The following is a 13144-nucleotide window of genomic DNA, read 5'->3' as shown; positions in this document are numbered from 1 at the left end:
TTTGCTAAGGGGTCTTATGCTTCTTGAGCTACAGGCTCGATAACCACTTGCTTGCGGTCACGTCCTAGACGCTTGAAACGAACAACTCCGTCAGACAATGCAAACAAAGTGTCGTCTCCACCAATTCCAACGTTTAGTCCAGGGTAGATCTTCGTTCCGCGCTGACGAACAAGAATGTTCCCAGCTTTTACGAATTGACCGTCCCCACGCTTCACTCCAAGGCGCTTCGCGATACTGTCGCGACCGTTCTTAGTAGAACCTACCCCTTTCTTAGAAGCGAAAAATTGAAGATTCAACTTTAACATTACATCCACCTCCTAGTAGGTTTTTGATCATGAATTCGAACAAACTTTCCGTACTCTATGGCAACCGACTGAAGCGAAGCCACCATGCCATCCAGGAGTAATTGAACTTTCTCTTGTCCCACCGGAATTCTATCCGGGACGGAACAGCGGAGAAAACCACTCTCTCCCTGCTGGACAGGAAGCTGCACCCCAAGTAGCATATCAATAGCATTAATCGTCCCGAAGGAAATCCCAGATACGGCGGCACAAACGATATCGTGTCCCGGGTCCGCAAAACCGGCATGTCCATCAATGGTGAACGATTCGATGTCTCCTGATGCCCGTCGCTTGACATGCACCTTAATCATAAATTAAGCGTTGATGCTTTCGATTACGACTTTGGTGTATGGTTGGCGATGACCTTGCTTCTTGTGGTAGTTCTTCTTCGCTTTGTATTTGAAGACGATAATCTTCTGTCCACGTCCGTGTCTGTCAACCTTAGCAGTTACAGAAGCACCTGCTACAGTAGGACTTCCAGCAACTACGTTTCCATCCTTGCTTACTAACAATACGCGGTCAAAAGTTACAGTTTCACCATCAGCTTGTGGAAGCTTCTCGATATAAAGCTCAGATCCTTGCTCAACTTTATATTGCTTACCACCTGTTTCGATAATTGCGTACATTCCTTGCACCTCCCTATAGTTATACTAAGACTCGCCATCCCAGGTGCCAGATTGGCTTATGAAAAACCTGTTCCGAGCGGTTGTAGCATGATGACAGGAGCCAAACATGATATCAACAAAAAACAGATTACCATATTCAAAGATTGAGTGTCAAGGTAAAAGGTTTCCAGCTAGTACGGCTTTCGCATCATGTCGAGCTACCTTCACGACTTTAACCAGCTGTTTTTGGCCGACTAACTCACCAGCCCCTTCAACCTCAATTCGATAATCCTCTATTACACCTACACCATTTTGATGGTTCTGATGGTGTCGATGCCCAATCAGAAGAGGGAGGTGCTCTCCTTCTTCCACGGGCAACGCCCTTCTCCTTACTTCTTGCAGACTGCCAACAAAAGCAAAGTGAAAATGCTGCTCATGGGTTAGCTCATTGGTTTTGATATAAATCTCTAACCCCGTCTCTTGCTCCAAGCGCTGCAGCTCCACGTTCTCGCTCCCTCTTACCTTTTCAGCGATGACCGGATGTAGCTCTAAGAGAATGGACTCCACATGGTCAGCCCGTACATATTCCCTTATAGAGCGTTCTATCGCTGCTATAACCGTGTCTATAGCCAGGATCTTACCTCTTCCTTCACAGTAAGGGCACGCGCGCGTGAGAATATCAGATAAGTTTTGCCGGACTTTTTTTCTTGTCATCTCCAAGAGCCCGAGTTGAGTAAAACCAAGCAAATGAGATTTGGTGCGATCCGGCTTCAAATGCTCCTGCAAAGCACTCCATACCGCAGCCCGATGGTCTTGCTTTCTCATATCGATAAAGTCGATAAGGATGATTCCCCCAATATCACGCAATCTTAATTGGCGGGCAATTTCTTTGGTGGCTTCCAGATTGGTTTTATACACCGTTTCTTCTAGATGATGAGTTCCTGTGAACTTTCCTGTATTTACATCAATCGAAGTAAACGCCTCCGTTTGATCAATAATGAGATACCCTCCGCTTTTTAACCAGACCTTTCGCCTTAGCGCTTTTTCAATCTCCCCTTCAATTTCAAAAGCATCAAACAGGCTTGTCCGATCTTTATAGAGCTTTAATTTTTGCTTTAAAGTGGGTATGGCATGCTGAAGGTCCTCTAAGACCTTATGGTACATCGGAACACTATCAATAATAAATTCATCCACATCTTCTGTAAGAAGATCTCTTGTGATTCGGGAAACTAGGTCCAAATCTTGATGGATGAGCCGCAACGGCTTACTCTCCTTAGCAGACAGGCTTGCTTTTTCCGCAAGTCCGCGAAGAAACAGAAAATCAGCTTCTAGCTCTTCTTTACTTGCACCTTCCGCTACGGTCCGAGCAATTACGCCTTCTTGTCCCGTGCATAAAGATTCCAAAATCGAACGCAGCCTTTCCCGTTCCGTTTCTTGCGAAATTTTCCGGGAGAGGCCGATGTACGGATCGGTAGGCATGTAGACTAAAAAGCGTCCTGGAAAGCTCAGCTGAGTTGTAATTCTTGCGCCCTTTGTCCCTAGAGGCTCCTTGATTACTTGAACAATAATTTCCTGTCCTTGCGTTAGTACTTCCCGAATAGAAGGTTTGGGTTTTTCCTTATTCTCCTTCCATTCGGACGGAAGGCAATCATCCACGTAGAGAAAGGCATTTTTCTCCATGCCGATATCGACAAAGGCTGCCTGCATACCCGGCAGCACGTTCGCGACTTTTCCTTTATATATATTTCCAACCACCCTTTGTTCAACCGGCCGCTCCACAAACAACTCCACAAGCTTGCGATTTTCCAAGATGGCGACGCGGGTCTCCCAATGGGCGCAGTTTACTATAATTTGCTTCAACGTTTTAAACCCCTCTTCAAACGAATAGTATCCTCTCTATTTTAGCCAATTGTTAGCAGTTCAGATATGGGTCGTTGAGGGTTTTTTTTGAAGAACGCTTGTAGAATAGCTTCCTCCGTCAGAGAAGCCACTACCTGCTGCCGTCCATCTAAGACATGGAAGCAATGGTAGGACTCTTTTTTCATAAGCTTTACAACCTCTCCAATCCGATCGTTTGGGTTCAATCGATAGGTATTTGATTTTTGGGTACCCAAGCCTATCCTTTCCTTTTCTTTTTTCAATAAAAATCGGATAAATTGATAGTGAGCTCGTTTATACGCAATTCGATTCTCTATAAGTAGATATAAACTAATCGCGATGAGATTCCATTGATATGGAAGAAGCAGCGAGATTGCAAGCAGGACAAAGGTTAAAACGGAAGACCATATAATACAAAAATAGATGGTTCGGTAATACGGCAGACATTTACTTAAAAGGGCCTGAAGAATTTTCCCCCCATCTAAAGGCCAAATGGGCAAAAGGTTAAAACAGGCGATCCAAGCATTCGCTTCTATAAAAAAGCGCGTCCACTCCTCGCCCCAAACGCCGAGCCAAAGGAGCAGCACTCCAACCAGGATCATCACCCCATTGATGAAAGGTCCTGCCAAGGCTACGATAATTTCATCTTTAGCCTTTGTGGTTCCCCACTCATCAACCTTAGCTACCCCGCCAAAAGGAAGCAACTCGACGCTTTGTACTCTCCATCCTACCGCTAGTGCCGCAAATACGTGGCCTAGCTCGTGCATGATCACGATGGAAAAAAGGGTGAGAAGCTCAAAAAATTGTCCAGTCATCGCAGCTGCAATCGATATGACCCAGAATAAGGGATGAACCTTCACTTTAATCCTTGCCATCTGCCAATTATTCAAATGTTATCACGCTCGTTGGGTCTATATAGTGCCCGTTCATTTCCATGGAAAAGTAAACTGTTCTTCCGTCTTTGCTTTTTCCAATAGCCTGCCCTGGCTGTACCCAATCCTGCACTGTCACTTCAATTTGATCTAGGCTGCCATACCATGCTTGCATTTGGTTTTCATGCTGGACAATAATGGTCTGTCCAATCCCTTCTTTTTCCCCGACAAAGATGACCCAGCCTTGGTCAACCGCTTTAACCTCACTTCCTGCTGGAGCTTCTATCTGAATTCCTCTTCCGTCTAAGAAAAAAGGGGCGGAGATCGTTCCCGTCACAGGAGCAAGCAGCTTCTTAGGCGAAACCTGATTCCAAACCGGTTGCGGTTGTCCTTTGGCTTGCTGTCCAAAACTAGGAAGAATAGAAGGAGGGCCTCCTGCATATTTCTCCACCATCCCTATCATGCCTTGAAAATTATATTCCCTTGTCATTACTTGTCCAACAAAGTCTTTAGCTGCAGAAGAATAAGGAATATTGGTTTTATAAAGGAGAAAGGTGAAGCTCAATAAAAACAAAGAAATAAGTGCCTTCAGCATGAATCTTGAACTCACGGGTGCCGATGCCTCTTCCCTTACTCCCCATGTGTCATCAGAATCCCATTCAAATTCTCTTCGATTCAAACGATTGGAATGGGAAACACTCCTATCTGCTTCCATTTGATAAGGAGTATCCCCTGCCTCCCTCATTTGCTCCCTTAACATCTTTAGTCTTTCTTCTCTACGCCGCTTAATGGAATCCTGGCTCATGATTTCAAACCACCCTTCCCATACTTGTCCTCTAAAACAGTTTATGAATAAGAGGGACGAGATAGAACAAGGCTGTCCTTTGCAAGTCGATCTTTCGACTTAACGGACAGCCTCTCATAAACAAGGATTTAATCAAACATCAGTTTCTTTCTCCTCATACCTACATTCAGGACCAGACCAATAATGATAAAATTGGTGACAAGGGAGCTTCCTCCGTAGCTAATAAATGGCAATGTAATTCCGGTAATCGGCATAAGCTGGATCGTCATCCCGATATTCTCAAAAATCTGAAACACAAACATACCGATCACGCCCGAAACCAAATAAGAACCGTAAGCATCCTTCGCGTCTAAGGCAATCCGAACCATTCGGTAGATTAAAAAGAAAAACAAGAAAATTAGTAAGCTGCCGCCCAGGAAACCTAGTTCCTCTGCAATAACAGTAAAGATAAAATCACTTTCCCCAACCGGAACCCAGCCAAATTTGGCTTGCGTGCCTGCATTGATTCCTTTCCCTAACAGCTGACCTGAACCGATGGCGATAAGCGATTGCTTAAGCTGAAACCCTTGCCCTACAGGATCAAGCTCAGGGTTGAGCCAATATACAATACGATTCCACTGATAGGGTTTGATTAATTTAAAAAAAATCTCTTGCTTAAGTTGATAAAGATAAATCATCAAGCCGAAAAAACTGGCAACCAATGTCCCAAATAAAAGAAAATGCTTGCCCTTGACTCCACCTACAATCATCATGCTCATGAGAATACCGGTAAACACAACAGCATTACCCAAATCGGGCTGTATTAAGATGAGCAGCATGGGTACCCCAATAATAGCAAAGATAGGAATCAGCTCATAAATCTTGCTGAAGGGTTCTTCCTGCTCCGAGCGCTTAGACAAGTATTTCGCAAGTGTCATAATCGTAATGATCTTCATCAGCTCTGCCGGCTGAAACGAGAAAAAACCGAGATTATACCAGCTCGTAGCGTTATTAATCGGCGGGGTAAACAATACCCCTACAAGAAGGGCTAACCCAATGATATAAAACACGTAGCTAAGATTCCCGATCAAATTATAATCAAACAATAAAATAAAAGCTAAAAAGACAAACCCAATAATATACCAGACAACCTGTTTGCCTTCCAAACTGAGATGCGGTGAGGCACCCGATATGCCTAAGTAGCTGAAAATGCCAAAACCCACAAGAATGAGGATGATCAGCCAATCAACTGATTTTAGATATTTTACTTCAAAATCCATTTCTATTGCCCTCCATTAGGTTATTATAACCCCAGGCGCCCAAGAAAGAAAACCAGTCTTTCCACCGCTTGGACAAGGAAAAAGCAGGAACCATTAATTGAGTCCCTGCTACTTCATGCCAAACAGCTTTCGTACCTTCTTCATAAACCCGCCTTGGTCCTCCTCCAAGCTCAACAGCGGAACTTGCTCTCCCAGTATGCGGCGTGCAATATTACGGTATGCCAATGCTGCCTTGGCTTCATGATTCATCACGATGGGCTCTCCATCTTTTGAAGCTTTAATCACTTTTTCGTCATCTGGAACGATGCCTAGTATCTCAATCCCTAATTGCTGGATAACATCATCCACGTCAAGCATATCTCCTTGCTTCATTAACCCGTAGCGAATACGATTAATAATCAGCTTCGGAGATCCTGTTTTCTCCCTTTCTAATAAGCCAATGACCCTGTCTGCATCTCGAACAGCTGTAGGCTCGGGTATCGTTACTACGATCGCTTTATCTGCACCTGCCACCGCATTTTTAAATCCTTGCTCAATCCCAGCCGGACAATCTATAATCACATAATCAAAATCCTGCTTCAGCTCTTTAATCAGCACTTCCATTTGCTCGGGCGTAACCGCATTTTTATCCTTGGTCTGTTTGGCTGGAAGCAAAAATAAGTGATCGAATCTTTTATCTTTAATCAGGGCTTGCTGAAGCCTGCACTGCCCTTCCAACACATCAACCAGGTCATAAATAATGCGATTTTCCAATCCCATCATGACATCAAGATTACGCAAGCCGATATCGGCATCTACAAGGCACACCTTCTTGCCATTAGTCGCCAAGGCCGTTCCGATGTTAGCGGATGTAGTCGTCTTACCTACTCCACCTTTTCCCGATGTCACCACAATCGCTTCTCCCATGCCAATCCCCCCTGAGATGCTCTATCTATTGCTCCAAAAATTGAATCGAACTTTATGTAATTGGTTTAGTTTATCAATGGACATCTGCCCATCCTCAAGATAAGCAAACTCCATCTCGTTGTTGCCATCCATCCACTCATCAGATGGCCGACTGATGACTTCGGCTATCCTAAGCTGGGTAGGTCGCAATAATGAAGCTGCAATAATCGCATTCTCGTCTCCGTCACAGCCTGCATGAGCCAAACCACGAATGGCACCCATGACAAAAATACTCCCCGTAGAATATACAATTCCACCTGGATTAATATCGCCTAATAGTAAGAGGTCACCGTTATGCCTTAACTCCTGGCCAGAGCGAATGGTTCGGGTCTCGACTCTTACCATGGAAGCTAGCTTATCTATGAGCGCTTGTTCCTTTGTCACGAGTAAAGAGTCAATACTCTTAATGACTAGGTTGCTCTTCTCCTTAATTATGCCACGCAATTCATTAGTCTGCTCTTCATTAAGGTACCTATTGCCAAGCTTAATTGTGATCTCTATTGGGGGACCCGATGTTATTTGGTGTTGGCTATGTTGAATCTTTTCTTGTAATTGAGTGAATAACTCTTGTAAGGAACAAGTGTCATCTAACAAAAAAGTTAGGCCATCCTTAGTTCCCTTGATGGTTACGATGTTTTTAGTCAGCGTCATGCCGTATTCCCCCCACGCTATAGCATTCGATGTGGAGTCCTTTTTTTCCTGCTGCTTAAAATAAAAATGACCGTAATCACTCTACGGTCAAAATTACACTCTACAAGTCCGCTTCATCTTGTCTGCTGTCTGCCATTTGTTCTAGCCATTGATCTAGTGGGCGATAAATAAGCACGGCAAATGCGGTATTAAATGCGGCTGTCGGCAAGTAATCCAGCCAATGATAGGTATACCCAGTTAATCCGAATAAATCAAACAAGAAAAACACTGCGGTTTCGTGAACCCAGACCCCCAGGAAAACCGTCATGATAATGAGAAGTACATTTAACTGAAAGTATTGATAGGTTAAAGCCGAAAGATAAGGTACTAAAGCCATTGTAAAAGCATAGACGCCAATTACATCACAATATTGAATGTCAAAAAACAGACCGAACACTAACCCTAAGATAAATGCCCTTCTTCTCCCTAAATAAAGAGAAATGAAAATTAAAATGACAAGGACAAATCGCGGAAGCACAAACCACTGACCTAGATGGGCTTGAGCTTGGAACACCTGGAATACCGTTCCCTCAACAATGAATATGCCTAATAACCCGGCTAATAGAACGCCCCATCTCATTCTCCGGTCCCTCTCGTGTCATCAGATGCACTGGTTTCCAGTCCAGGCTGCTGATTCGCCCCGCGTATGCCAGGGAGCGGGGCGGCAGGGATGTCTGTTGGAGCAATAAAGGATCTTTCCACCACAAATACTTTTTCTAAACGATTCAGATTGGCGCTTGGTCGAATGTAGGCATCCTTGGTTAAAAACTGATCATCGGTTCGTACCGAAACAATTTCTCCTAAGACTAAACCCTTGGGGATGGTTCCGCCTAAGCCTGATGTAATGACCAGCTGTTTGGGTTCAATTTCGGATTGCATCGGTATTTTCCTCATAACCAGAAGATTATTTTTCGGATCGTATCCCTCGACTACTCCGTAGATACGCTCATTTCCTTGAATAATCGCACCGATATGATTTCCCCTCTCGATGTCTGTCACCAGCTCCACTTGAGCAGAAAAGTGAGAAACACTTTGAATTCTGCCAATGTATCCTTCGGGGGTGATCACTGCCATATTGGGACTCATTCCATCTTTTGATCCTTTATCAATGATAAGAGTATGATTCCAACGATCCGGGCTTCGCGCCACCACTTCTGCCATACGAAGCTTATAATCCGAAAGCTTGGACTCCTTCGCTTCCAGCATAGCTCTGAGTTCCTGATTTTCAAGCTTTAATTCATTCAGGTCTGCCGTCACTTGGGCAAACTGCTGAAGGTTCTGCTTTAATGCCTTATTTTCTTCATAGACTTGATATATGTCTCCAATACTCTCAAAAAAGCCCGCTACAGCAAAAGCGGGCTTATAGATTATAGATTGAGCAAACGCCAAGGAATCACGGACGAACCTCTCGGGCCAAGTCGGCAGCGGCCTATCCTTTAATGTAATTCCCATCGTAGTCACAAGTAAAATTAAGCTAAGCAATAAGAGCAACAGTCGTCGCTTTACAAAGAAGTTAGACACCTTTTAACACCTGCTTTTCTATCTTCCCCTTTTTGATCGAGCGGTAATGCCGGACTTAGACTTGAAGAGATGAAGATTCTCAAGCGCTCTTCCCGTCCCAATCGCCACACAATCCAGCGCATTTTCCGCTACTAGTACGGGCATTCCCGTTTCATCACTCAGTAACTTGTCTAGATTTCGCAACAGGGCTCCTCCCCCTGTAAGCACAATTCCTCGATCCATAATATCTGCTGCCAATTCCGGAGGACTTTTCTCTAGGGTCACTTTGACCGCTTCAATAATACTAGTGACCGTTTCTTGTAGAGCATCCGTAATCTCATGAGAGGTCACATCAATGGTTTTTGGTAAACCAGAAATGAGGTCACGTCCTCTGATATCCATTTTCTCATTTGCTTCGGACGGCATCGCAGATCCTATTTCCATCTTTAGCGTTTCAGATGTCCGTTCCCCAATCATAAGGTTGTACTTTTTCTTGATATACTGGATGATCGCCTCATCCATTTCGTCGCCGGCTACTCGAATGGAGCGACTTGTCACAATGCCTCCAAGCGAAATGATCGCTACCTCGGTTGTTCCTCCTCCGATATCTACGACCATGCTTCCCGTCGGTTCCCATACCGGTAAATCTGCGCCAATGGCTGCAGCAAACGGTTCTTCAATCGTATAAGCCTCTCTAGCTCCGGCTTGTTTGGTTGCATCTTCAACCGCTCTTTTCTCAACGGCCGTAATTCCAGAAGGTACACAAACCATGACATTAGGTCGGCGAGAGAGAATGCCGCGATTTTTTTGTGCTTGTCGGATAAAGTAGCGAAGCATAGTTGCCGTGGTCTCAAAATCAGCAATCACCCCATCCTTCATAGGACGAACGGCAACGATATTGCCAGGGGTGCGACCAATCATGCTTTTTGCTGCATTTCCTACGGCTTCAATCGTTCCGGTATCCGTACGAATAGCTACCACTGAAGGCTCTCGAACAAGAATCCCCTTCCCTTTAACATACACGAGCGTATTGGCCGTACCTAGATCGATACCCATGTCCCGAGAAAAACCACCAAACATCTCATTATCTCCTTCCATTATCTCTACATCTACATCTATTTCATGAAGTTATCCTGCATTATTATGTAAATGGTGTTAAAAAACACTGACATTTAATTATAAAGCTTTTTCTCTTACTTTTCAAATCAATCCCTTTTCCTTTAAGCTAACATAACGCCCATCCCCGATGATTACATGATCTAAAACATCAATGCCAATAATTTGACCAGCTTGAATGAGACGTTTAGTTACTTCAATATCCTCTTTGCTAGGCGTGGGATCTCCGCTTGGGTGATTATGGAGACAAATGACGGAAGCACTGCTCTTGCGGATGGCTTCTTTGAATACTTCACGCGGATGTACAATCGATGAGTTCAAGCTTCCTATAAAGACGGTTGTCTGGGCAATGACTTGGTTTTTGGTATTAAGGAAAAGACAGACAAAATGTTCCTGCGTGAGATAACGTAAGTCCTCCATTAAAAGGTTGCTTACATCCTCCGGAGAGCGGATGACTCCTCGCTCTTCTGGTTTCGTCTTCGCTACTCTTCGGCCTAGTTCAATGCCTGCCAATAGCTGAATAGCCTTTGCTGTACCTATTCCTCTTACTTTAACCAATTCTTCCAATGAAGCATCTAAAAACTGTCTCAATCCCCCAACATGTCCTAATACACGGTGGGCAAGCTGGATAACAGGTTCTCCTGTAGAGCCTGTGCGCAACAAGATGGCTATAAGCTCAGCATTAGATAAAGCATCAATCCCTTTGTCGATCATTCTCTCTCTAGGTAGCTCGGCCAAAGGAAGATTGGAAGGCCATTTTTCCCCCATAATAAACGTCCCCTCACCTTCAATGTATTTCCGGTTCTTTATATTATGTCAAGTTTTATTTCGTCAGGATCGATACGCCAAATTCCCCTAGGTAATCCGCCATGAGTCGGATAGGCAAGCCTACGACAGAAAAATAATCTCCCACAATCCCTTCAATAAAAATGGACCCTAAACCTTGAATCGCATAGGCTCCAGCTTTATCCATAGGTTCTCCTGTGGCAATATACTGTCGTATCTCCGCCGAAGTAACCTCCCTCATTGTAACCTTAGTCTCTACATATCCCGTCTTCCGTTTTCCCGTTCCTGCATCAATGATGGCTAAGCCACTAAAAACGGAATGAGATTTCCCTTGCAAGGAGGATAACATGGAAAAAGCCTCCTGTTCATCTTTAGGTTTTCCCAATACTTTCCCCTCTAACACCACAATGGTGTCTGATCCGATGACAAGCCCTTCCTTATATTGCGAAGCAACATCTGCCGCTTTACGCTCCGATAATAATTCGACAATCGCTGCTGGTTTCAGTCCGTCGTCTACCGTTTCGTCAGCCCCACTGGGATGAATGGTAAAAATCAAGCCTAGGTTTCGCAGCATTTCCTGTCGCCTAGGCGAAGATGAGGCTAGGATAATGCCTTTCTTTGTTTTCTCTTCCATATATTCAAGCCTCCCATACACTATTTAATCTTTTTATAGAGCCAAAATGAGCCTACTAACCCCATAATTGCACTTAAATTAAGTTTCACCTGTACGAGTAAATCGTACTTTATGATGACAAAGTCCCCTTTGGGATTCCACGTGATTTGTTCTGATGTTTCCAAAAATGGAATATACTGTCCCAATATCTTGCCCAATATGCTGCCGAAAATAAGTCCCGCTAGTAGAACGATAATCAGTACGATGGTATCCTTCATCCGTTTCTCCCCTACAGGTAAATTTACCCTTTCAAAATATCACCATCAGTTTAGCAGAAGCCCCTTGGTTCAACAAGAAGTTCTTCAACTTGAAAACACCTAAGCTGCCATGCTATTAACTTAAAAACACTCCCGCCTAAAGGCAAGGAGTGTGAATAGAAGAGTACTATTTAAATGATGAAAACAATTGGCTCTTGCTTGTGTAAGCATCCATCAAAGCCTGCTGCGCCTGCCAGGCATATCCTTCCGTCGGTTGTTTTTGATAGCGCTCTAAGGCTGATACGCCTTTTGAAATATCATTTAACAGCCGATTTCCTAACGATTGTTGCTCCTGAGGCAGTTTACTGACAACTAAGCGGCCTTGTTGGAGCATATTTCGGTGAGCATCTGTCACCTTTTTCATCGTCTCACCAGATAATTTTCCAGTCGTAAGCCCTTCAGTAATAGCACTCCCCATGGCTTGGACCATCGTGGCCTCGAATTGAAACCATTGATCCCATTCTTCCTGATTCGTGCTGGCGCCTGGTTTCAAAGCCACAGTGACGGTACGGGATTCTTCGCCCCACTCCTTAATATATACATCCATCTCTTTATAAGGGGCCGCCATGGCTAGGGCATGATCTCTTACTGCCGCCATCCCTAAAAATAAATGGATTGGCTTGTCCCCTACAAGACTACTAGGCCAGCCCTTTGCCTTAATTCTATCGAGCATAGGTGAAGCACTTTTTTGATCTTGAAATACGCCACCTTGAACTACGAACATATTCTGTGACGGAAGAGTAATGGAGACCGTTGATCCCTCCGCTTGGCCTTCGGGTGGAGTCGTTGCCTCAGCAGGTGAAACAGCATCCGGACCGCCCTGTACCTGACTAGGCGCACTGGCCATATTCTGGGGATTAGCAATATTGGCTGCTGGTGTGGAGGATTTGTCTAGCAAGCCTGATTTAAAAAATCCGAGAACGACAAATCCAAAAATCAATCCTAGTGCAACGGCCCCAATGACAGAAGCCGCAACGCCAACCATTCGCTTGGCCTGATCCTCTCTTGAACTTCTGGTGCGGGACTTATAGCTTCGCCTGTTCGTTCTCGGGAACCTCCATTCTGGAGTCGATGGCTCGTCCCCTTCCGTTTCCTTCCCCACAGCTACTTCTTTGCGGGCGATAAATGGTTCTGGTTCTGGCTCTGGCTCTGGCTCCACCCGGGGTTTAATTTCCTCCACGGAAGGTTCAGTTAGCTTCTCGGCTTCCTCAGGAACTTTAATGTCAATTGGTGTTTCCTGAGAGGGTTCAACGGATACTACCTTCTCTTTTTCTTTTTCTTTAGGTGCTTGTCCCTCCTTAGCTGAGGGAGTAAGTTTAATCGTAATTCTCGCCCGGTTCTTGTCCATCCTTATCTCTCCTTTTGGATAGCTTTATAGTCTATGTATATGACGATGAGAGATTAATAGAACCGGGGG

At 44.6% G+C, this 13144-nt stretch carries 16 protein-coding genes and 1 other annotated feature; all 16 genes read right to left on the bottom strand.

Annotated elements, in window-relative coordinates; translation table 11 throughout:
• Window positions 1-14: 14 nt before the first annotated feature.
• Window positions 15-305: a 50S ribosomal protein L27 gene (gene rpmA, locus EIZ58_RS07735; protein WP_134700033.1), complete on the bottom strand. Its 291-nt coding sequence runs from the start codon at window positions 303-305 to the stop codon at window positions 15-17.
• A complete protein-coding gene (locus EIZ58_RS07730; RefSeq protein WP_134700032.1) occupies window positions 305-652 on the bottom strand; it encodes a ribosomal-processing cysteine protease Prp in 348 nt (115 codons plus the stop codon). Before EIZ58_RS07730 ends, rpmA begins: the two co-directional genes overlap by 1 nt.
• A gap of 3 nt (window positions 653-655) precedes the next feature.
• The gene (gene rplU / locus EIZ58_RS07725) at window positions 656-967 is read right to left on the bottom strand and encodes a 50S ribosomal protein L21 (RefSeq protein ID WP_134700031.1); all 312 of its coding nucleotides are present in this window, start codon (window positions 965-967) and stop codon (window positions 656-658) included.
• A 17-nt stretch (window positions 968-984) separates the two neighbouring features.
• Window positions 985-1059: a sequence feature (ribosomal protein L21 leader region), on the bottom strand.
• A 58-nt stretch (window positions 1060-1117) separates the two neighbouring features.
• Window positions 1118-2806, bottom strand: coding sequence for an Rne/Rng family ribonuclease (locus tag EIZ58_RS07720; RefSeq protein WP_134700030.1), 1689 nt, complete (start codon window positions 2804-2806; stop codon window positions 1118-1120).
• 41 nt (window positions 2807-2847) lie between these two features.
• Window positions 2848-3699 (bottom strand): M50 family metallopeptidase, encoded by an 852-nt coding sequence (locus tag EIZ58_RS07715; protein ID WP_167577557.1) that lies wholly within the window; start codon window positions 3697-3699, stop codon window positions 2848-2850.
• Window positions 3700-3706: 7 nt separating this feature from the next.
• Entirely contained in the window at window positions 3707-4501 is a 795-nt protein-coding gene (locus EIZ58_RS07710; protein WP_134700028.1) for a M23 family metallopeptidase, read from the bottom strand.
• A 128-nt stretch (window positions 4502-4629) separates the two neighbouring features.
• Complete coding sequence (gene rodA / locus EIZ58_RS07705) at window positions 4630-5760, bottom strand: rod shape-determining protein RodA (RefSeq protein ID WP_134700027.1); 1131 nt, start codon at window positions 5758-5760, stop codon at window positions 4630-4632.
• Between the two features lie 108 nt (window positions 5761-5868).
• Entirely contained in the window at window positions 5869-6666 is a 798-nt protein-coding gene (minD, locus tag EIZ58_RS07700; RefSeq protein WP_134700026.1) for a septum site-determining protein MinD, read from the bottom strand.
• Between the two features lie 21 nt (window positions 6667-6687).
• Window positions 6688-7356 (bottom strand): septum site-determining protein MinC, encoded by a 669-nt coding sequence (gene minC, locus EIZ58_RS07695; protein WP_134700025.1) that lies wholly within the window; start codon window positions 7354-7356, stop codon window positions 6688-6690.
• A 100-nt stretch (window positions 7357-7456) separates the two neighbouring features.
• Window positions 7457-7975 carry a rod shape-determining protein MreD gene (gene mreD, locus EIZ58_RS07690; protein ID WP_134700024.1) on the bottom strand — a complete coding sequence of 173 codons (519 nt, stop codon included), beginning with the start codon at window positions 7973-7975 and terminating at the stop codon, window positions 7457-7459.
• Complete coding sequence (mreC, locus tag EIZ58_RS07685) at window positions 7972-8916, bottom strand: rod shape-determining protein MreC (protein WP_134700023.1); 945 nt, start codon at window positions 8914-8916, stop codon at window positions 7972-7974. Before mreC ends, mreD begins: the two co-directional genes overlap by 4 nt.
• Window positions 8917-8934: 18 nt before the next feature.
• Entirely contained in the window at window positions 8935-9975 is a 1041-nt protein-coding gene (locus tag EIZ58_RS07680; protein ID WP_134700022.1) for a rod shape-determining protein, read from the bottom strand.
• A gap of 120 nt (window positions 9976-10095) precedes the next feature.
• Entirely contained in the window at window positions 10096-10779 is a 684-nt protein-coding gene (gene radC, locus EIZ58_RS07675) for a RadC family protein (RefSeq protein ID WP_134700021.1), read from the bottom strand.
• A 55-nt stretch (window positions 10780-10834) separates the two neighbouring features.
• Entirely contained in the window at window positions 10835-11431 is a 597-nt protein-coding gene (locus EIZ58_RS07670) for a Maf family protein (RefSeq protein WP_134700020.1), read from the bottom strand.
• 20 nt (window positions 11432-11451) lie between these two features.
• The gene (locus tag EIZ58_RS07665) at window positions 11452-11688 is read right to left on the bottom strand and encodes a DUF4321 domain-containing protein (protein ID WP_134700019.1); all 237 of its coding nucleotides are present in this window, start codon (window positions 11686-11688) and stop codon (window positions 11452-11454) included.
• A gap of 166 nt (window positions 11689-11854) precedes the next feature.
• Window positions 11855-13075: a hypothetical protein gene (locus tag EIZ58_RS07660; RefSeq protein ID WP_134700018.1), complete on the bottom strand. Its 1221-nt coding sequence runs from the start codon at window positions 13073-13075 to the stop codon at window positions 11855-11857.
• Window positions 13076-13144 lie beyond the last annotated feature (69 nt).

The sequence above is a fragment of the Ammoniphilus sp. YIM 78166 genome, assembly GCF_004522215.1.
Lineage (GTDB): Bacteria > Bacillota > Bacilli > Aneurinibacillales > RAOX-1 > YIM-78166.
This window is presented reverse-complemented; position numbering and strand designations above follow the sequence as displayed.